Origin of the sequence: Natronorubrum halobium, assembly GCF_051351675.1 — an archaeon.
GTDB lineage: Archaea > Halobacteriota > Halobacteria > Halobacteriales > Natrialbaceae > Natronorubrum.
Map to the genome: position 1 here is coordinate 2,242,235 of NZ_CP195595.1, position 18,340 is coordinate 2,260,574.

The window sequence follows — 18,340 nt, forward strand, 5'->3', positions numbered from 1 at the left end:
AAAGCTACCGGGTCCTTCCGTACGGACTGCTGTGAGTCATTTCCGATGCAACCGCGAACCGCCCTGCGGTTGCGCTACCGAATCGGTACAGCGGACCGCATCAGTCGAGGGCCGCCACTGCGGCCTCGAGTGCGGCGTCGACGACCGGACCGAAGCCGGGAAGGATGAGAACCGTCATCACGGCGGCGACGATGATCGCCGCGTAGAGCCCGGTCGGCTGGGCGAGTCGATCGCGAGTGGTCGCGGGCTCCTCGATCCAGAGGGCCTTGACCAGCCGCGAGTAGTAGTACAGCGACAGCGCGCTGTTGACGACGAGCGCGGCGGCCACGGCGAGCATTGCCGTGTTCGCGGCCGACGCCTCGAGGGCGCCCATGAACAGGAAGAACTTGCTGAAGAAGCCGCCGAAGGGCGGGATTCCCGCGAGGCTGAACAGGAAGACCGCCATCGCGGCACAGGCGACCGGTGCCTGCGTCGAGAGCCCGTTGTAGTCCTCGAAGGTGCGGCCGACGCCCCAGTGTTCGGCCAGCGCGACGAACAGGAACGCACCCGTGTTCATGAAGCCGTAGACGAGCAGGTGCATCATCGCCGCACCCATCACGAGTTCGCTGCCCGCGCCGAGACCCGCCAGTCCGATCAGCGCGTAGCCGGCGTGACCGATCGAGGAGTAGGCGAGCATCCGCTTGACGTTGTCCTGGGTCGCCGCGGCGAAGTTCCCGACCGTCATCGTGACGATCGCGAGGACGATGAACGCGTGGGTCCACTCGAGGCCGATCACCGCGGCCGTCTCGGCGAGCGGGAACGCCTCCGTGAACACGCGAAAGAGGACGACGAAGCCGGCGGCCTTCGACGCCGAGGAGAGGAACGCGCTGATCGGTGCGGGTGCGCCCTCGTAGGCCTCGGGGGCCCAGAAGTGAAACGGCACGCTGGCCGTCTTGAACGCGAAGCCGCCGATCAGCATGAGGATGCCGAGTCCGAGCAGGCCGCCGTAGGCGTCGGCCTCGCCGTCGGCGATGACCTCGGCGATGGCGGCGAGTTCCAGGTAGCCCGTCGCGCCGTAGACGAGCGAGATGCCGTAGAGGAAGATCGCCGACGAGAGCGCGCCGATCAGGAAGTACTTCAGCCCGGCTTCGACGCTGCCGCGGTTGTCCTTGAGGATCGACACGAGCGCGTACGACGGCAGACTCGCCAGCTCGAGGGCGATAAAGATCGTCACGAGGCTGTCGGCGGCGGCCATCATCGACATGCCGGTCGCCGCGAGGACGACCAGCGAGTAGTACTCGGCCTGATAGGCGTGACCGACCAGATAGTCGTAGCTGGCCACCACGATCAGGGCCGTGACGATGGCCACGATGATCATGAAGTACAGCGCCATCTGGTCGACGACGAAGCCGTGGATCGGATCGATCTCGCCGAGTCCGCCGTCGACCGTCGGCGTGCCGACGCCGGCGACGGTGAACCAGACCGCGACGGCCAGCGACGCGAGCGCGCCGCCGGCCGCGGTGCCCGCGAGCAGCGAGCGGTTGGTCGAGTGCGGCGAGATGCTGTCGAAGACGAACAGCGCGAGCGCCGTCCCCGCCAGAATCAACGCCGGTGCGAGCGCGGTCCAGTCCGCGAGTTGGAACAGTGCCATCACAGCTCACCTCCGTTCAGGATCGGATCGACTGCGTCGGTTATCATCTCGAAGATCAGGTCGGGAGCCACGCCCAGGGCGATGATGAGCCCGAGCAGCACGAACATCGGGGCGACGTCGTGCAGCGGGGCGGGACCCACGTCGTAGTCGGTCTCGAGTTCGTACGGCCCGAAGACGGTGCGCTGGAGCGCGAAGAGCAGGTAGCCGGCGACGATGACGATGCCGAACATCGCGAGCGCCGTAAAGAGCGGGGCGTAGTCGAAGCCGGCACCGAACGCGCCGAAGAAGATGAAGTACTCCGCGGCGAAGCCGGACATCAACGGCAGCCCCATGTAGCCGAACGCGCCGGCGACGAGGATGCCGACGGCGATCGGCATCCGGTCGGCCATCCCGGACATGTCGGTGACGAGCCGGGTGTGAGTGGCGTTGTAGATGACGCCGACGGCCATGAACATCAGCCCCGAGATGAGGCCGTGCGAGACCATCTGGAACGTCGCGCCGCCGACCCCGAACTGGGTGTAGGCGACGAGTCCGAGGATGACGTACCCCATCGACGACACCGAAGAGTAGGCGACGATCCGCTTCAGGTCGGTCTGGGCCAACGCGAGCATCGCGCCGTAGATGACGCTGATCACGGCGATGGCGGCGATCGGAACCGCGTACGTCGCGACCTGATCCGGAAACATCGTGAAGTTGAACCGGAGCAGGGCGTAGGTCCCCATCTTCAGCAGGACGCCGGCCAGCAGCACCGACGCGGGCGTCGGCGCCTGAACGTGAGCGTCCGGCAGCCACGTGTGGAACGGGACGACGGGCACCTTCACGGCGAAGCCGAGGAACATCGCGACGAAGACGACGGAGGCGAGGGTGGTTCCCTCGAGTCCGAACAGGCCGTCGGGTCCGTCGGTGAGCATCGCGTCGGCGATCTCCGGCAGTGCGAAGCTCGTCACGCCGTCGCCGAGGCCGAAGACCAGTGCGATGAACGCACCGAACATCACGAGCGACGCCACGTTCGTGTAGACGAAGAACTTGATCGCGGCGTACTTCCGGCGCGGGCCGCCCCAGACGCCGATAAGCAGGTACATCGGGATCAGCACGGCTTCCCAGAAGATGAACCAGAGGAAGAAGTCCAGTGCGGTGAAGACGCCGATCAGGTTCGCTTCGATGAAGAGGATGAGTCCGTAGAACTGGGACTCGCGGGTGTCGATCGGCGTCCACGAACTCATAATCGCGAGCGAACAGAGGATCGTCGTCAGCACGACGAGCGGCAGGCTGATGCCGTCGACGCCGACGAACCACGAGATCGAGTACTCGCCGAGTTGGATCCACTCGAGGTGAGATTCGAAGGCGAGCGTGCCGTCGAGTAAGGCGTTGCCGCTGCCGTCGAACGCCGTGAACATCCAGATGCTGAGCGCGGCCGGCACCAGGCTGATGGCGAACGCCAGTTTGCCCGCGATACGGTTCGGCGCGATAAACGTGACGAGCGCGCCGATCAGTGCGACCGCGATTAGTGCTTCGATCATCATCAGAACCACCCTCCGTAGACGCCGAGGAAGACCAGTAAGGCGATGAACCCGGCGACGATCAACGCCGCGTAGTTCGTCACGATACCCGTCTGTAGTCGTTTCACCCAGCTACTTCCGAAGAGGCTGGCGGTCGAGACGCCGTTGACCGTCCCGTCGATGACGGTCTGGTCGAAGCGATCCGCCGCTCGGGAGAGCGGCAGCGTGAGTCCGCGCGCGAGCCAGACCTGGTACTCGTCCTGGTAGTAGTTGCGCCGCAGGACGTGGTACGCGCCGCCCAGCTTCTCCGTGTGTCGAGTCGGGTCGGGGACGTTGTACAGCGTGTGTGCCGCGAACGCGCCCGCGAGCGCCAGTCCGAGCGAGAGTCCGGCACCGAGCAGCATCGTGACCGTATCCGAGCCGACGTACCCCTCGTCGAAGGCCACCGTGTCGTGGTAGTCGTGGTAGGTCAGCCCCTCGACGTAGCCGTACTCACCGTCGAGCCAGAACTCGAGGAACGTGATGTCCGCTCCCGCGAGTTTGGCGATCGGCGCGAGGTTCGCGACGCCCGCGACGACCGCGAGGGTCCCCAGCGTGATCAGCGGGATCTTGATCGACCAGCCGACCGGGTGCGGATCCTCGGCCACGTCCGTGCGAGGCTCACCGTGGAAGGTCAGGAAGACCATCCGAAAGGTGTAGAAGCCGGTGAAGAAGACGGCCACCAGTCCCATCGCGTACGCCGCGAGGATGATCGGCTGCTCTAAGCCGACGATGAGCGCGTCGTACAGAATCTCGTCCTTGGACCAGAAGCCCGAGAACGGGACGATCCCGGCGAGCGCGAGCGCGCCCGCGAGGAACGTGTAGTAGGTGACGGGCGCTCTGTCCTTGAGCCCGCCCATCTTCCACATGTCCTGTTCGTGGTGCATGAGGATGATGACGGCCCCGGCACCGAGGAACAGGAGCGCCTTGAAGAAGGCGTGGTTCATGAGGTGGAAGACGCCGGCGACGTAGCCGCCGACGCCGAGTCCGAGCATCATGTAGCCGTACTGGCTGATCGTCGAGTACGCCAGCACCTGTTTGATGTCGTCTTTGACGACGCCCATCGTGGCCGCGAACAGCGCGGTGAAGCCGCCCACGAAGGCGATGATCGACAGTGCGGTCGGGGAGAGCGCGTAGTAGCCGAACATCCGTGCGACGAGGTAGACGCCGGCCGCAACCATCGTCGCCGCGTGGATAAGCGCGGAGACGGTGGTCGGGCCTTCCATGGCGTCCGGCAGCCAGGTGTGGAACGGGAACTGGGCGGATTTGCCCAGCACACCGCCCAGCACGAGCAGTCCGGTGATCGTCACCCAGGTCTGGGCGTCGAAGCCGAACAGCGTCGCGCCGTCGTCGATGGCGGTCTCGGCGGCGACGACGAACGAGTCGTCACCGGCGAACGCGACCGTCCCGAACGTCGCCGCGATGGCGACGACCCCCACCAGGAAGAAGTAGTCACCGAAGCGGGTGACCAGGAACGCCTTCTTCGCTGCCGAGGGTGCCGATTTCGTGCGGAACCAGAACCCGATCAGCAGGTACGAACAGAGGCCGACGAGTTCGAAGAACATGAACGCCATCAGCAGGTTGTCCGCGTAGACGAAAGCGAGCATGCTGAACGTAAAGAGGCCGAGACTGGCGTAGTATCGCGGCAGCCCGGTCTCGCCCTCGGCGTTCATGTAGCCGAGACTGAACACGTGGACGAGGAACGCGACGAGCGAGACGATGACCAGCATCAGCGCCGAAAGCGGGTCGATCAGCATGCCGAAGGTGAACGAGATACCTTCCGCGCCGACCTCGCTCGGGACCGTCTCGCTGACCGTCCACTCATACAGCGTCTCGTGAGCCACTTCACCGCCAGCGACGGTCGCCAGCATCCACAGCGAGAACAGTAACGAACCTGTCGTCGCGATGATGCCCGGAATCGCACCCTTCTTCGGCAGCCACTTGCCGAAGGCGAGCACGACGACGAACGCCACGAGCGGGAACAATGCAATCGCCGGAGCGTAACCGAATGGACCTGCACCTGTTCCTACCATCTTACCACCTCATCGTCGTCGGAACCGTGACGTCGACGTCACGGAAGTTGCGGTACAACACCAGGATGATCCCGAGGCCGACGGCGACCTCCGCGGCGGCGAGCGCCATCGTAAACAGCGCGAACACCTGCCCCGTGAGGTTGCCGTGATAGAACGCGAAGGCGATCAGGTTGATGTTCGCCGCGTTCAGCATGAGTTCGACGGACATCAGGAACATCAGTGCGTTACGACGCGTCAGCACGCCGAACAGGCCGATACAGAACAGGCCCATCGACAGCAGCACGTAGTACTCGACGGCGACCGTCATCGATCGTCACCTCCCGCCGACTCCGCGTCGGCGTCGGTCGCGTCGTCCTCGAAACTCGCGTCTTCGGCGGCGGGACCGCCGTCCGTCGACGTCGGTTCGGAGTAACCGAAGCCGCTCGAGTCGCCGGAACCGGTACCGGGAGCGGCGTCGCTGGGACCCGTACTCCCGAGCGCCGAGACGGGCTCGCCGTCTTCCTCGCGTTTCGCGAGGACGAGCGAGGCGTCGAGCGCCGCGTCGAGGGCGACCGCGATCAACAGGAACGCGGCGAGGAACGGTTCGGTGCCCGTCACGCCGTCGGACTCCTGGAGCGCCGCGAAATCGAACAGCGCGTAGCCGATCGCGGCGGTGATCGACTCCACCTCGAAGCCGCCGGCGGCCATCGGCTGGAACGACGTGTTGAGGACGATCAGCGCCATCAGACCGAACAGCGCGACGGCCAGCAGCCCGGGCGCGAGCGTCCGCCCGAGTCTGAGTTTCGGCCCGGTCGTCATGCCTGTACCACCTCTTCGGACGCCGGTTCCTCACGCTGGGTGAGCATCACGGCGAACGTAATGAGCACCAGCACTCCGCCGACGTAGACGAGGATCTGCATCATGGCGACGAACTCCGCCGCCAGCATGACGAAGTGCACCGCGATGCTCATCAGCGCCACGCCGAGCATGAGCGCCGAGTGCCACGGGTCCTCGAGGAGGACCACGCCCAGCGCGCTGGCGAGCGTCACGAACGCGAATGCCGCGAACGCAATCGTTTCTAACATTGTTACTGGTAATCGACGTCCCCCTCTCCCTCGCCGATCCACGCGCCTCGGTCGGGTTCGCGCGACTCGAGCGGGTCGATGTCCTTGTACCACGGTACGGCCTTCAACTGCTCTTTGTTGTAGACGAAGTCGTGTTTCGTGTCCGCCGTGAACTCGAAGTTCTGGGTGAGCAGGATGGCGTCGACGGGGCAGACCTCTTCGCAGAGCCGGCAGTAGATACACTGGCCGATGTGGAGGTTGTACTGTTCGCCGTTGCGCTGGTCGTCCATCACGATCTGTATCGTGTCGTTCGGACAGACGTTCTCGCACTGGCGACACCAGATACAGCGCTCCTGGCTGAACTTGTGGACGCCCCTGAACCGCGGCGAGACATCGGGTGCGGTTTCGGGATACTCGACGGTGAACGTCGAGCCATCCAGTGCGTGTTTCATCGTCGTGGCCATGGATTTGAGTAGTCCGATCATGCTATCAGCCCCACAATTACCGCGGTGAGTACGAGATTCGCAAACGAGAGGACGAGGAGTCCCTTCCAGCCGATCTCGATCAGCTGGTCGATCCTGACCCGCGGCACCGCGGATCGGAGCCACTGAGTCAGCAGGAACACCGCCCAGATCTTGATGATGAACCAGACGATGCCCGGCAGGACCGGTCCGGCCGGTCCGCCGAGGAAGATAGTCGCGATGATCGCCCCGCCGAGGAAGATGTGGATGAACTCCCCGAGGTAGATCAACACGAAGTAGACCGAGGAGTACTCGGTCTGGTAGCCGGCGACGATCTCGGTCGGCGCTTCGGGCGTGTCGAAGGGGTTCCGACCGACCTCCGCGAAGTTCGCCAGCAGGAACAACACGAACGCGAACGGGTTGACGAGCGCGTACCACGCCGGAATCGAGACGACGCCGAGATCGAGCAGCGGCGCCGCCTGGGCCTCGACGATCGTGCTCATCTGCAGGGAGCCGGCGAAGATGACGACCGACATCCCGGTGACGACCAGCGGGATCTCGTAGGCGATGTTCTGGGCGACCGCACGGAGACCGCCGAGCATCGAGTACTTGTTCGCGGACGCGTAGCCGGCCATCACCAGGCCGATACTCGCGATGCCGGCCACCGCGAAGACGTACGCCAGTCCGACTTCGGGGTCGGCGAGGTGGATCCCGCTCCCCATCGGAATAACGGCGAAGCCGAGCAGTGCCGAGGAGGCGACGACGATCGGCGCGAGGTCGTAGGCCGGTCGGTCGGCGTTCTCGGGGATGATCAGCTCCTTCGAGAGCAGGCGCACGGAGTCGGCGACGATGATCAGTAAGCCGGCGGGACCGAGCCGATTGACGGCGATCCGGTCGGTGAACGCAGCGGTGATCTTCCGTTTCGCCCACGGCCCGGCGACGCCGGTCATCGCCAGCATCAGGTTGCCGACGAAGAACGCCGCCAGGAAGATGGCGAGTAGTTCGCCGCCGGTACCGAACTGATCGAGTCCCGTCAGGTCCCCGATTCGTTCGGGGAGCAAGACGGTGTCGTCGTTCTGCAGCGGCGCCCGTGCCATTGCGCCGAACATACTTACCGGTCCACCTCCCCGAGAACGATGTCGAGACTGCCGAGCGAGGCGATCAAGTCGGGGATGTACTCCCCTTGGGTCATCTCACCGAGCGCCGAGAGGTTGTGATAACACGGGCTTCGGATCTTGAATCGGCCCGGTTTGTCGGTGCCGTCGGATCGGATGTAGATTCCGAGTTCGCCCTTCGCACCTTCGACGGCGCGGTAGACTTCCGCGTCCGCGTCGGGCTTGAGGGTCCGCGGGACGTTGGCTTGGACGGTTCGCTCGTCCTCGGGCCAGTCCTCGAGCAGGTCGAGACACTGCTCGATGATCTTCGCGGACTCCTCGACTTCCTGCATCCGACAGAGGACGCGGCTGTAGTTGTCACAGCCGTCCTCGACCACGACGTCCCAGTCGAGTTCGGGGTAGTAGCCGTAGGGGTCGTCGCGTCGGAGGTCGTAGTCGACCCCGGAGCCGCGTGCGACGGGACCGGTACAGCCGTAGTCCTTGGCGACCTCGGGTTCCAGCACGCCCGTGTTGATACACCGGGCCTGGAAGATCTCGTTCGAGGTGACCATGTCGTTGTACTCGTCGACCTTCGCTGGGAGTTCGTCGAGGAAGTCCCGGGTCTTCGCGATGAACTCGTCGCGGGGTTCGGGCAGGTCCCAGGCGACCCCGCCGAGTCGGAAGTAGTTGAACATCAGCCGCTGGCCGGTGAGGTCCTCCAGAATATCCTGGACGACCTCCCGATCGCGGAACGCGTACTGGAAGACGGCGGTGAAGTCGCCGTAGACGTCCAGACAGAAGGTTCCGAGCGCGAGCATGTGCGAGGCGATTCGGCACAGTTCGGCGCCCATGGTCCGGATGATCTGGGCGTACTCGGGCACTTCGATCTCTGCCAGATCCTCGGCCGTGCGGGCGTAAGCCCACTCGTTCAGCAGGCCGGCCGAGACGTAGTCCCACCGGTCGGGATAGGGCATGATCTGGTGGCGGTAGGTGCCGTTCTGGCACATCTGCTCCTCGCAGCGGTGCAGGTAGCCGACGTCGGGGTCGACGTCGACGACCGTCTCGCCGTCTAGCACCGTCTTGACGTGGAGCACGCCGTGGGTCGCGGGGTGGTGGGGACCGATGTTGAGGAACATCGTGTCCGACTCGGTGTCGTGGTGGTCGGGCTGAATCGGATTGGCGTGTTCGGTGAGGGTAACCAGCTGTGGCTTCTCCTGGTCGTAATCCAGGCTCAGCGGGTGTCCCTGCCAGGTTTCGGGCAGGAGGATCCGTCGCGGATCCGGGTGACCCTCGTAGTCGATCCCGACGAGGTCGAACGCCTCGCGTTCGTGCCAGTCCGCCGTCCGAAACACCGGTTCGACGGACTGGCTGACGGGGTCGTCGACCGCCGTCGGCACGACGATCGAGACCTCCTGCGTCGGATCGGCGTACTTCTTCATGTGGTAGATCGATTCGTACCGATCCTCGTACTGCTGGGCGGTGAGACAGGAGAGGTGATCGAACCCGGCCTCGTCCCGCAGATCCGAGAGGACGTCTTGGACGTCGTCCGGTCGGATCACGAATCCCGGCGCGTTCAGGTGATCGTCCCGCGCGAGCGCGCGGTCGCCCAGCAGCGCCTCGAGGTCGTCTTCGGTGACCTCAACTGATGGCTGTGTTCGCTCGAGTCCCGTGCTCATGGTGAATCAGCCCAGTTGTAGCGCATGACGAGGTCGTCCTCGTCGATCTCGCTCGCGAGTTTCTGTACGAGCTCGTCCTTCTCCAGATCGCCGAACTGCTCGAGTTCGTAGGGTTTGACGACCACGGGTGAGGATTCGCCGTTCCGGATCCGCTCCTGGAGTTTGGCGACGCCGTAGACCAGCGCCTCCGGGCGGGGCGGACAGCCGGGAACGTGGATGTCGATGGGGATGATCTCCTCGGCGCCCTTGACGACGTTGTAGCCGTGCTGGAAGGGACCGCCGGAGATCGTACACGAGCCCATCCCGACGACGAACTTGGGTTCGGGCATCTGATCGTAGACGCGCTTCATACGGGGACCGAACTTCGAGACGATCGTCCCGGGGACGATCATCACGTCGGCCTGTCGCGGCGAGGCGCGGGGAACCCCGGCGCCGAAGCGGTCGAGGTCGTGTTTGATCGCGTACGTGTGGATCATCTCGATGCTGCAACAGGCGATTCCGAACTGCAGCATGAACATCGAGTTGCCCCGCACCCAGTTCATGAACTTGTCGAACTTCGTGAGGATGAACGGCGTCGAGCCGAACGCCTCCCGCAGTTTGGAGTTGAACCGGTCGTCGGGACCTTCGCCGATCCGCGAGTCGCGGGTGTCCGTCGACGGTGCGGTGCTATCGTAGATCGATTGCCGTGGATTGTCACTACTCATTGTCGGTCAGTATCGGACGCTGCCTGACGAGGTGTCTGTGCCCACTGTACTGCACCGGTGCGCCACGCCCACGCGAGTCCGACGAGGAGGATGGCGACGAACAGCAGCATCGGGCCGAGCGCCTCGAGCAGTCCGTACTCCGGGGAGGCCAGCGCATCCTGATAGACGACCGCCCAGGGAAACAGGAGGACGGTCTCGATATCGAAGACCACGAACAGAAGCGCAACCATGTAGTACTGGATGTTGAAGCGGATGCGTGTCCCGCCGGTAGGTACCTCGCCACTCTCGTAGGTGGCACGTTTACTCGTTTCGGGAACCGACGGCCGCAAGAGGTAGGACACCACCATCATGCCGAGTGGTATCGACACCCCCACGAGCGCCAGCATCCCGATAGCGATCCAGTCGTTCATCTCCGTAACGTTCGGAGATTCATACCCCACGCATATAAGGGTTGATTGTTCGTTTTGCGGCCGCAGACGGGCCATACCGGCGACTTCCGCGGGATAGATCCCTCTCGAATAATCACCTTAAACTATATATGTACATTTCAGGAGCGAGCGAATCGGTATTCCCGGATTACTCGAACTCGAAAATCGCAAGGCTGCGGCCGGGTGCCCGAGTGCGCACGACGAGATCGCGATACCGGCAACCGAACGAATGATCAGTTTTAGAGAGTGTCGGTATCGCCCGCCATTCGATTGCTCGAATAGCGATGCGGGATAAAATTTACTGGGTCGAGAAGTCGACCGTACCTCCGTCGTGTAGCTCTCGAGAGACCGTCCCGACGCCCTCGCGGAGGCCGTCGTGGTAGGCGACGAGTCGGTCGCGAACGTCGTCGTACTGGCGCGCCAGAATTTGGGCCGCAGAGAGCGCCGCGTTGAACGATTTCCCGGCGTCGACGGCCACGAGCGGCGCGCCGGTGGGCATCCCGATGACGCTGTCGACGGACTTCTCCTGAACGGGGACGCCGATCACCGGCAGCGGGTACGCGATCGAGGCGGTCATGTTCGGCAGGTCCGCGGACTTGCCGCCCGCGCCGGCGATGACGACCTCGAGGCCGCGATCCTCGGCCGTCTCGGCGTAAGCCGTCATTAAGTCCGGCGTGCGGTGGGCGGAGGTGACGTACGTCTCGAACGTAAAGCGCTCCTCGGGCGGGCTCTCGAAGTCGGTCTGCTCGCCGAAGCCGAGTTCGTCGATGAAGGCGTCGTACGCGCCGCGGCGCGTCCCGCCGGTCATCATGACCTCGAGATCCGAGTCGCTGCCCATGACGATGCCGACGTCGGGGGTTTCCTCGGACGGACGGTCCTGTTCGGCCTCGCGGTGTAACCGGTCGATCAGGTCGGCGACGGTGTCGCTCATAGCTGCTACTGGTCGCGCGGGTGACTTCAATTCGCGGTAAACGCTATCGTCGGGATTACGACCGGAACGTCACCGCGTCCTCGAGTTCGCGCGCGGTCTCGAGAAGGTCCTCGACAGTCGCGTCCTCGTCGCGCCCGGAGACCGTAACGTGTCCCATCTTGCGCCCCGGACGGGCCTGGCGCTTGCCGTACCAGTGGAGGTTCGCACCGGGGGTCTCGAGCACGCGGTCGACGTGTCGCAACCGCGCGTCCTGCGTTTCCGCAACGTCGGCCAGCAGGTTCGCCAGCGCCGTCGGCGAGCGGAGTTCGGTCGAGCCAAGCGGCCAGCCGAGGACCGCTCGAGCGTGCTGTTCGAACTGCGAACTCCGTGCGCCCTCGATGGTCCAGTGGCCGGAGTTGTGCGGGCGCGGGGCGATCTCGTTGAGCAGGATGTCGCCGTCGGCCTCTTGCGGGCTTTGCCCGCTCGAGTCTTCCGAGGCGCGTGGCGCCTCGCTCGTTTCAAACAACTCGATTCCGTAGACGCCGCGCCCGTCCATGACCTCGAGCACGTCCCGCGCGACCTCGTAGGCTCGCTCCGTCGCTGCCTCGCTCGTGCGTGCGGGCACGATGGTTTCCCTGAGTATCTCGTCGACGTGGATGTTCTCGCCCAGCGGGAACGTGGTACTCTCGTCGTCTCCCTTCACCGCGATGACGGATACCTCGCGCTCGAACTCGACGAAGGCTTCGACCATCGCGGGACCGGCGACCGACTCGAGGGCCGCCGCCGCTTCGTCTTTCGACTCGACGGGGACGTTCCCCCGGCCGTCGTAGCCGCCCGTTCGCGCTTTGAGCATCACCGGCGCGCCGTAGTCGTCGATGGCGTCGCGAACGTCGTCGGCGTCGTCGACCGCCCGGAACGGCGGGACGGGGATTCCGGCGTCCTCGAGTTCCCGCTTCTGGACGAGTTTGTCGTGGATCGTCCGCAGCGTCGACGGCTTCGGATGGACCGGCGTCCCCGAGTCCTCGCTGACGCGCTCTAAGACGTCCTGGTCGGCGAGTTCGATCTCGAACGTGAGCACGTCCGCGCGGGCGGCGAGTTCGCGGATCCCCGCTTCGTCGTCGAAGTCGGCGACGATCTGATCGCGGACGACGGGCGCGGCCGGGCAGTCCGGCGTCGGATCGAGCACGACGACCTCGACGCCCAGCGGCGATGCCGCCTCGGCGAGCATCCGTCCGAGCTGTCCCCCGCCGACGACTCCGATCGTCGGGCCTGGCGTCCGTAGCGTTGTCATTGCGCGCCGGTTGACGGCGATTACGCTTAAGAATTGGTAATCCGCGACCGGTCCCGACGGCCGGCCACCTCGTCAGCGCGTTCTTCTCTCAGTTCCGCGAGCGGTCCGACCGTGGCTGACGCGGTCGATTCGAGGACCGCGTCTGACTGCTCAGCCGCGTGAGCGTCACTGCCGTTCGTGGACCTCGAGGACCTTGCCGGCCGCGATGGTCTGACCCATGTCGCGGATGGCGAAGCTCCCGAGTTCGGGGATCTCGCTCGATGGCTCGATGCTGAGGGGTTTCTGTGGTCGGATGGTGACCACAGCAGCGTCACCCGACTGGATGAAGTCGGGGTTCTCCTCGGCGACCTCGCCACTGGCGGGATCCATCTTCTTGTCGATGGATTCGATCGTACACGCGACCTGCGCCGTGTGGGCGTGGAAAACCGGCGTGTAGCCGGCTGTAATGACCGAAGGATGTTGCATGACGACGATCTGGGCCTGGAACGTCTCGGCGACGCTCGGCGGGTCGTCTGCGGGACCGCAGACGTCACCGCGGCGGATGTCGTCCTTGCCGATGCCGCGGACGTTGAATCCGACGTTGTCACCCGGTCGTGCTTCCGGGACTTCCTCGTGGTGCATCTCGATCGTCTTCACTTCGCCGCCCACGTCGCTGGGCTGGAAGGAGACGCTGTCGCCGACGTTCATGATACCCGTCTCGATTCGTCCGACCGGGACGGTGCCGATCCCCGAGATCGTGTAAACGTCCTGGATCGGGAGTCGGAGCGGCGCGTCCGTCGGCGGCTGAGGCTCGGGGAGGTCGTTGAGTGCCTCGAGTATGGTACGGCCGTCGTACCACGGCGTGTTGTCGGAGGCTTCGGCGATGTTGTCGCCTTCGAACGCCGAAATCGGGATGAACGAGGCGTCGTCGGTCTGGAACCGGACTTGCTTGAGCAACTGCTCGACTTCGCCGACGACCTCGTCGTACGTTGACTCCTCGTAGTCGACGACGTCCATCTTGTTGACCGCGACGATGAGTTCGTCGATACCGAGGGTTCGGGCCAGGAAGACGTGCTCCTGGGTCTGGGGCGCGACGCCGTCGTCGGCGGCGACGACGAGGACGGCGTGATCGGCCTGACTCGCACCGGTGATCATGTTCTTGACGAAGTCGCGGTGACCGGGCGTGTCAACGATCGTGAAATCGTACTCGTCGGTCGAGAACTCCTGATGAGCGATGTCGATAGTGACACCGCGCTCTCGCTCCTCGGCGAGGTTGTCCATGACGTAGGCGAACTCGAAACCGCCTTTTCCCTTCTCTTCTGCTTCTTCGCGGTGCTGTTCGATGACGTGCTCGGGGATACTCCCCGTCTCGTAGAGGAGTCGTCCGACGAGCGTACTCTTCCCGTGGTCGACGTGGCCGATGATGGCCAGGTTCTGGTGTTGGCTGTCTGCGCTCATATGTGATCAGCTAGTAACATCTACTCGGCGTTCACTCGTAAACCCTTGTCCAGCACTTCCTGATCGTTCGGAAACGGAGATAGTGGTCGCGTCGATACCCCGTGTTCGATTCACCCACTACGGCCCGATTCGCTCGCCGAGAACGGTACCTCTTTTACTCACCCTCTCCACCGCTGGCATATGACCACGCTCGGACTGGTGGTCGCGGAGTTCAACCGTCCGATCACCGAGCAGATGGAGCAGGAGGCACTCGAGGCAGCCCAATCCGCGGGTGCCGAGGTGTACGAGACGGTCACCGTTCCGGGCGTGTACGACGCGCCCCTCGCGGCGGACCGACTCGCCCGCCTCGAGGCCGTCGACGCCGTCGCCGTCATCGGGACGGTCATCACCGGCGACACCGACCACGATCAGGTGATCACGGACGCAGCCGCCCAGCGGCTCGCCGACGTGAGCCTCGAGCGTGACACCCCGGTAACGCTGGGCGTGACGGGTCCCGGTATGTCCGCCGCCGAATCCCGCGAACGCGTCGAAAACGCGGCGAAAGCCGTCGACGGGGCGCTCGACCTCGTGGACGAACTTCCCGACCCCGACGGACCAGCAGATTCAGCGTAACATCACCAATTCAGCACAATGACCATGGAATTCACCGACCGCCTGACCCGAGTCGAACCGTCCGCAACGCTCGCCATCTCCGCGCTCGCCACCGAACTCGAGAACGACGGCGCAGACGTCGTCGACCTCTCCGTCGGCGAACCCGACTTCCCGACGCCCCAGAACATCGTCGACGCCGGCCAGGACGCGATGGACGCCGGCCACACCGGCTACACCACCTCCGCCGGCATCATCGACCTGCGCGAAGCGATCGCCGACAAACTGGCCGACGACGGCCTCGATCACGGCCCGGAGAACATCATCGTCACGCCCGGCGCGAAGCAGGCGCTCTACGAGATCGTCCAGGCCCTGATCGCCGACGGGGACGAAGTCGCGCTCCTCGACCCCGCCTGGGTCTCCTACGAGGCGATGGTCGAAATGGCTGGCGGCGATCTGACTCGCGTCGATCTCTCCGACTCCGACTTCCAGCTCGAGCCCGCCCTCGACGACCTCGAAGCCGCAGTATCGGACGACACCGAACTGCTGATCGTCAACTCGCCGTCGAACCCGACCGGTGCCGTCTACTCCGACGCCGCACTCGAGGGCGTCCGCGATCTGGCCGTCGAGCACGACATCACCGTCATCTCCGACGAGATCTACAAGGAGATCACCTACGGCGTCGAGCCGACGAGCCTCGGCACGCTCGAGGGGATGGCCGACCGCACGATCACGGTCAACGGCTTCTCGAAGGCCTACTCGATGACCGGCTGGCGGCTCGGCTACTTCGCCGGCCCCGAGGAGCTGATCGACCAGGCGGGCAAGCTGCACAGCCATTCGGTCTCCTCGGCCGTGAACTTCGTCCAGCACGCCGGGATCGAAGCGCTCGAGAACACCGACGAGGCCGTCTCGGAGATGGCCGAAGCGTTCGAGGAGCGCCGCGATTTGGTCGTCGACCTGCTCGACGAACACGGCGTCGACGTCGCCGTTCCCGATGGTGCGTTCTACATGATGCTGCCCGTTGCAGAAGACGATCAGGCCTGGTGTGAGGGTGCGATCGAGGACGCCCACGTCGCCACCGTCCCCGGCAGCGCGTTCGGGACGCCCGGCTACGCGCGGATCTCCTACGCCGCGAGCGAGGAGCGACTCGAGGAAGGGATCGAGCGACTGGCCGAGGAAGGTTACCTGTAGGCGTTCGACGTTATAACGAGTACGACGACTATACGGTCGTTATATTCCCGTTTTTGGAACAAATACTGGTTGTCTCGAGCGTGCTGCTCACACCGGCAACGGTGACTTCCACGTCCTCTCCCGCCGATTTCTCCTCGCGGTACGCGGGACCTCTGGTCCCGCGCTATTCGCATTCGGCCCTCACTCCGTTCGCGCCTCGCATCGCTCACTACGGTTCAGCACGTGCCACCGCAGGTGGTTCGGTCGGTCCGAAATGGAGTTTCTACAGGCGGAGCAGGCCGAGTGCCTCGGGGCTTGACCCCGAGGCGGTTCACCAGCAGTACTGGTCGCGAGTTGCTGGTACAGCCTCGAACAGGGAGGAACGTCAGAACAGCGGGACGAAAACCATCCCGAACTCGTAGCTGAAGACGTGATTGAGCAGCAGGTAGGTGACGACGCCGAGGACGAGGCTCAGGACCCACGCACCAGCGGCGATCCGTCCGACTCGAGCGTGGGAGGTTTGTCGAAGCTCCGACGGCGTGTGCGTCAAGCCGAGGATCAGCGCGTAGAGCACGACCGGAACGGCCACGATCGAGAGGAAGATGTGGATCGCCAGCATGAGCAGGTAGGCGTAGTAGACCGTATCGGGGCCGACGAAGAGCTTCTCGCCGTCGCCGCCGCCGACGCGGGTCAGGTAGGTGACGAGGAAGAGCAGAATCAACGCGAACGCGCTGATCATCGACTTGCGGTGTTTCTCGATCTCGCCGACTCGGATCCAGTACCAGCCGGCGACCAGCAACACCGTCGTGACCGCGTTGATGACGGCGATCGCGTGCGTGAGGACGTTGACCTGCCCGAGCGTGAGATCCGGATAGATCGGCAGGTCGAGCACGAACGTTCCGATGACGAGCGCGTAGCCGACGATCGACAGGAAGATCGTGACACCCATCGGCCGCTCTCGGAGCCGTCGTTTCGCGTCGGCGGTTGCCATTATCGAGGGTTAGGATAGCCCGCGTATTTGTCTTGTTGTTCCGGACCGAGAGGGGTGATAGCGGCCGGATAGCTCGTTCTCAGTCCCCCAACCGGGAGTATCGTTACTTCCGAAACGGGAGTCTATCGAGCCGTTCGCGCACGAGCGGGCGGAGTTCGAAGAGGTACCGTTCGGTCTCGTCACCGGTCGTGCTGTCGCCCCCGGAAGCGCTGTTCGCGTCGTCCCCGGCGGCGTGCTGGGTGTATAAAATCTGCTCGACGGAGACGTCCGGTGGCATCTCCTGGGCGATGACGACCGCATCGAGCGCTCGACCGGGTCGGATATCGACGTCGGTCCCACACCACCGCTCGGGCAGTTGCTCGGCGTGTGGCGTGACGATACTCGAGCCCTGATAGAGAAAGCCGTCGTCGCCGATGAAACTCGTGTTCGCCGTCCCTCGCCAGGAGCGTTCCTTCGAGCTCGTGTTGTGGACGCGGAAGAAGGCGACCGTCCGATCGATCGCGGGAGGGACGTACTCGTCGACGAGGTCGGCGAGGGAGACGTCCTGGACCAGCGCGGAGAGGGTAAGCGTGAGATACTGGCCGCCGACTGTCAGCGTTTCGTGCCCGTCGATGGGAGAATCCCCGGTCGTCCGCGCGTCGGGATCGTACGTCGAACGGGTTGGCCGGGGACTGCTCGCACTGCCACGCGAATCCGCAATCGCTCCGCCGTCGGTTTCGCGTTCGCCCGGTGGCTGTTCCCCGACGATCACCTCGTAGGCCTCCTTGATCCGGAGAAAGCGTTCTCGAGAGCCACCCTGGTCCGGATGGTGTTCCTTCAGGAGGGTCCGGTAGGCTCGCTGAACCGCCTGCTCGTCGGCGGTCGGCGAGAGGCCGAGGACCTCGTAGTGGCTCTCCATCGTCCCGTAGTACGACCCGTCGACGAAAAGAGTCTTTCCGTCCGGCGAGCGCCGACCGGCAATTGCGGGGTGGATTCGTGACTCGTCGTCCGCCGTTCGCGACTCGAGCGAGGGGTGTCGCTACTCCGTGGACTCGGTTCGTTCTTCGAGTACTACCGACCCATCGCGTTCGACGGTAACGTCGTAATTACAGAACGGAAACGAGACTTCACCGCCGGGACGCGGTGTGCCGTCGGATCGGGGTGCAAAGAGCGCGTCGAGTGCTTCGGGATCGATGACAGTGTGCAACGACTCGTACGCCGGCGGATGCAACTGTTCGGGTGGAATTCCTTCCGCCGCAGCGATGGCTTTGATAACTTTCTGGCTCGGCACTTGCTGATACGACGTGTCGACACTGTCGCCGTCCCCCTCCGTCATACTGGTACCCTACCGAATCCGATGGAATAAA

General features: G+C 64.5%; 19 protein-coding genes. 2 read left to right on the top strand and 17 right to left on the bottom strand.

What is annotated here, in order from left to right; all coding sequences use genetic code 11:
* Positions 1 to 100: 100 nt before the first annotated feature.
* From ACSFC7_RS11180 to tuf, 14 genes are all read right to left on the bottom strand, one after another.
* Positions 101 to 1,630 carry an NADH-quinone oxidoreductase subunit N gene (locus ACSFC7_RS11180; protein ID WP_436347759.1) on the bottom strand — a complete coding sequence of 510 codons (1,530 nt, stop codon included), beginning with the start codon at positions 1,628 to 1,630 and terminating at the stop codon, positions 101 to 103.
* Positions 1,630 to 3,153 (bottom strand): complex I subunit 4 family protein, encoded by a 1,524-nt coding sequence (locus tag ACSFC7_RS11185; protein ID WP_436347760.1) that lies wholly within the window; start codon positions 3,151 to 3,153, stop codon positions 1,630 to 1,632. The genes ACSFC7_RS11180 and ACSFC7_RS11185 overlap by 1 nt, the downstream gene beginning before the upstream one ends.
* Positions 3,153 to 5,201, bottom strand: a complete 2,049-nt coding sequence (nuoL, locus tag ACSFC7_RS11190; protein ID WP_436347761.1) for an NADH-quinone oxidoreductase subunit L — start codon at positions 5,199 to 5,201, stop codon at positions 3,153 to 3,155. The genes ACSFC7_RS11185 and nuoL overlap by 1 nt, the downstream gene beginning before the upstream one ends.
* Position 5,202: 1 nt before the next feature.
* Positions 5,203 to 5,508, bottom strand: a complete 306-nt coding sequence (gene nuoK, locus ACSFC7_RS11195) for an NADH-quinone oxidoreductase subunit NuoK (RefSeq protein WP_436347762.1) — start codon at positions 5,506 to 5,508, stop codon at positions 5,203 to 5,205.
* Entirely contained in the window at positions 5,505 to 5,999 is a 495-nt protein-coding gene (locus ACSFC7_RS11200; protein WP_436347763.1) for a hypothetical protein, read from the bottom strand. The genes nuoK and ACSFC7_RS11200 overlap by 4 nt, the downstream gene beginning before the upstream one ends.
* Positions 5,996 to 6,265 (bottom strand): NADH-quinone oxidoreductase subunit J, encoded by a 270-nt coding sequence (locus ACSFC7_RS11205; RefSeq protein WP_436347764.1) that lies wholly within the window; start codon positions 6,263 to 6,265, stop codon positions 5,996 to 5,998. The genes ACSFC7_RS11200 and ACSFC7_RS11205 overlap by 4 nt, the downstream gene beginning before the upstream one ends.
* Before the next feature lie 2 nt (positions 6,266 to 6,267).
* Positions 6,268 to 6,729, bottom strand: coding sequence for a NuoI/complex I 23 kDa subunit family protein (locus tag ACSFC7_RS11210; protein WP_436347765.1), 462 nt, complete (start codon positions 6,727 to 6,729; stop codon positions 6,268 to 6,270).
* Positions 6,726 to 7,814 (bottom strand): complex I subunit 1/NuoH family protein, encoded by a 1,089-nt coding sequence (locus tag ACSFC7_RS11215; RefSeq protein ID WP_436347766.1) that lies wholly within the window; start codon positions 7,812 to 7,814, stop codon positions 6,726 to 6,728. The genes ACSFC7_RS11210 and ACSFC7_RS11215 overlap by 4 nt, the downstream gene beginning before the upstream one ends.
* Before the next feature lie 2 nt (positions 7,815 to 7,816).
* Positions 7,817 to 9,475: an NADH-quinone oxidoreductase subunit D gene (locus ACSFC7_RS11220; RefSeq protein WP_436347767.1), complete on the bottom strand. Its 1,659-nt coding sequence runs from the start codon at positions 9,473 to 9,475 to the stop codon at positions 7,817 to 7,819.
* Complete coding sequence (locus ACSFC7_RS11225; protein ID WP_436347768.1) at positions 9,472 to 10,179, bottom strand: NADH-quinone oxidoreductase subunit B; 708 nt, start codon at positions 10,177 to 10,179, stop codon at positions 9,472 to 9,474. Before ACSFC7_RS11225 ends, ACSFC7_RS11220 begins: the two co-directional genes overlap by 4 nt.
* Positions 10,176 to 10,589 (bottom strand): NADH-quinone oxidoreductase subunit A, encoded by a 414-nt coding sequence (locus ACSFC7_RS11230; RefSeq protein WP_436347769.1) that lies wholly within the window; start codon positions 10,587 to 10,589, stop codon positions 10,176 to 10,178. The genes ACSFC7_RS11225 and ACSFC7_RS11230 overlap by 4 nt, the downstream gene beginning before the upstream one ends.
* A gap of 316 nt (positions 10,590 to 10,905) precedes the next feature.
* Positions 10,906 to 11,538, bottom strand: a complete 633-nt coding sequence (locus tag ACSFC7_RS11235; RefSeq protein ID WP_436347770.1) for an AIR carboxylase family protein — start codon at positions 11,536 to 11,538, stop codon at positions 10,906 to 10,908.
* A gap of 55 nt (positions 11,539 to 11,593) precedes the next feature.
* Positions 11,594 to 12,808 carry a 5-(carboxyamino)imidazole ribonucleotide synthase gene (locus tag ACSFC7_RS11240; protein ID WP_436347771.1) on the bottom strand — a complete coding sequence of 405 codons (1,215 nt, stop codon included), beginning with the start codon at positions 12,806 to 12,808 and terminating at the stop codon, positions 11,594 to 11,596.
* Between the two features lie 165 nt (positions 12,809 to 12,973).
* Positions 12,974 to 14,245 carry a translation elongation factor EF-1 subunit alpha gene (gene tuf / locus ACSFC7_RS11245; protein WP_436347772.1) on the bottom strand — a complete coding sequence of 424 codons (1,272 nt, stop codon included), beginning with the start codon at positions 14,243 to 14,245 and terminating at the stop codon, positions 12,974 to 12,976.
* A gap of 180 nt (positions 14,246 to 14,425) precedes the next feature.
* Here tuf and ribH point away from each other — a divergent pair, with 180 nt between their 5' ends.
* Positions 14,426 to 14,857: a 6,7-dimethyl-8-ribityllumazine synthase gene (gene ribH, locus ACSFC7_RS11250; RefSeq protein WP_436347773.1), complete on the top strand. Its 432-nt coding sequence runs from the start codon at positions 14,426 to 14,428 to the stop codon at positions 14,855 to 14,857.
* Between the two features lie 18 nt (positions 14,858 to 14,875).
* Positions 14,876 to 16,024, top strand: coding sequence for a pyridoxal phosphate-dependent aminotransferase (locus ACSFC7_RS11255; RefSeq protein WP_436347774.1), 1,149 nt, complete (start codon positions 14,876 to 14,878; stop codon positions 16,022 to 16,024).
* A gap of 364 nt (positions 16,025 to 16,388) precedes the next feature.
* On the opposite strand, the gene ACSFC7_RS11260 is transcribed toward ACSFC7_RS11255, so the two are convergent.
* The 3 genes from ACSFC7_RS11260 to ACSFC7_RS11270 all read right to left on the bottom strand — a co-directional run bounded on the left by ACSFC7_RS11260 (position 16,389) and on the right by ACSFC7_RS11270 (position 18,309).
* Positions 16,389 to 16,994, bottom strand: coding sequence for a DUF420 domain-containing protein (locus tag ACSFC7_RS11260; protein ID WP_436347775.1), 606 nt, complete (start codon positions 16,992 to 16,994; stop codon positions 16,389 to 16,391).
* A 103-nt stretch (positions 16,995 to 17,097) separates the two neighbouring features.
* Complete coding sequence (locus ACSFC7_RS11265) at positions 17,098 to 17,892, bottom strand: J domain-containing protein (RefSeq protein ID WP_436347776.1); 795 nt, start codon at positions 17,890 to 17,892, stop codon at positions 17,098 to 17,100.
* Positions 17,893 to 18,012: 120 nt separating this feature from the next.
* Positions 18,013 to 18,309 carry a HalOD1 output domain-containing protein gene (locus ACSFC7_RS11270; RefSeq protein WP_436347777.1) on the bottom strand — a complete coding sequence of 99 codons (297 nt, stop codon included), beginning with the start codon at positions 18,307 to 18,309 and terminating at the stop codon, positions 18,013 to 18,015.
* Positions 18,310 to 18,340: the final 31 nt, after the last annotated feature.

What these genes read in the sequence shown, in the direction of transcription:
- ACSFC7_RS11265 (WP_436347776.1), bottom strand. Translation starts at nt 17,892, where the DNA reads ATGGAGAGCCACTACGAGGTCCTCGGCCTCTCGCCGACCGCCGACGAG.
- ACSFC7_RS11210 (WP_436347765.1), bottom strand. Translation starts at nt 6,729, where the DNA reads ATGATCGGACTACTCAAATCCATGGCCACGACGATGAAACACGCACTG.
- ACSFC7_RS11185 (WP_436347760.1), bottom strand. Translation starts at nt 3,153, where the DNA reads ATGATGATCGAAGCACTAATCGCGGTCGCACTGATCGGCGCGCTCGTC.
- ACSFC7_RS11225 (WP_436347768.1), bottom strand. Translation starts at nt 10,179, where the DNA reads ATGAGTAGTGACAATCCACGGCAATCGATCTACGATAGCACCGCACCG.
- ACSFC7_RS11255 (WP_436347774.1), top strand. Translation starts at nt 14,876, where the DNA reads ATGACCATGGAATTCACCGACCGCCTGACCCGAGTCGAACCGTCCGCA.
- ACSFC7_RS11260 (WP_436347775.1), bottom strand. Translation starts at nt 16,994, where the DNA reads ATGGCAACCGCCGACGCGAAACGACGGCTCCGAGAGCGGCCGATGGGT.
- ACSFC7_RS11180 (WP_436347759.1), bottom strand. Translation starts at nt 1,630, where the DNA reads ATGGCACTGTTCCAACTCGCGGACTGGACCGCGCTCGCACCGGCGTTG.
- ACSFC7_RS11220 (WP_436347767.1), bottom strand. Translation starts at nt 9,475, where the DNA reads ATGAGCACGGGACTCGAGCGAACACAGCCATCAGTTGAGGTCACCGAA.
- ACSFC7_RS11235 (WP_436347770.1), bottom strand. Translation starts at nt 11,538, where the DNA reads ATGAGCGACACCGTCGCCGACCTGATCGACCGGTTACACCGCGAGGCC.
- ACSFC7_RS11270 (WP_436347777.1), bottom strand. Translation starts at nt 18,309, where the DNA reads ATGACGGAGGGGGACGGCGACAGTGTCGACACGTCGTATCAGCAAGTG.
- ACSFC7_RS11240 (WP_436347771.1), bottom strand. Translation starts at nt 12,808, where the DNA reads ATGACAACGCTACGGACGCCAGGCCCGACGATCGGAGTCGTCGGCGGG.
- nuoL (WP_436347761.1), bottom strand. Translation starts at nt 5,201, where the DNA reads ATGGTAGGAACAGGTGCAGGTCCATTCGGTTACGCTCCGGCGATTGCA.
- ribH (WP_436347773.1), top strand. Translation starts at nt 14,426, where the DNA reads ATGACCACGCTCGGACTGGTGGTCGCGGAGTTCAACCGTCCGATCACC.
- ACSFC7_RS11200 (WP_436347763.1), bottom strand. Translation starts at nt 5,999, where the DNA reads ATGACGACCGGGCCGAAACTCAGACTCGGGCGGACGCTCGCGCCCGGG.
- ACSFC7_RS11230 (WP_436347769.1), bottom strand. Translation starts at nt 10,589, where the DNA reads ATGAACGACTGGATCGCTATCGGGATGCTGGCGCTCGTGGGGGTGTCG.
- tuf (WP_436347772.1), bottom strand. Translation starts at nt 14,245, where the DNA reads ATGAGCGCAGACAGCCAACACCAGAACCTGGCCATCATCGGCCACGTC.
- ACSFC7_RS11205 (WP_436347764.1), bottom strand. Translation starts at nt 6,265, where the DNA reads ATGTTAGAAACGATTGCGTTCGCGGCATTCGCGTTCGTGACGCTCGCC.
- ACSFC7_RS11215 (WP_436347766.1), bottom strand. Translation starts at nt 7,814, where the DNA reads ATGTTCGGCGCAATGGCACGGGCGCCGCTGCAGAACGACGACACCGTC.
- nuoK (WP_436347762.1), bottom strand. Translation starts at nt 5,508, where the DNA reads ATGACGGTCGCCGTCGAGTACTACGTGCTGCTGTCGATGGGCCTGTTC.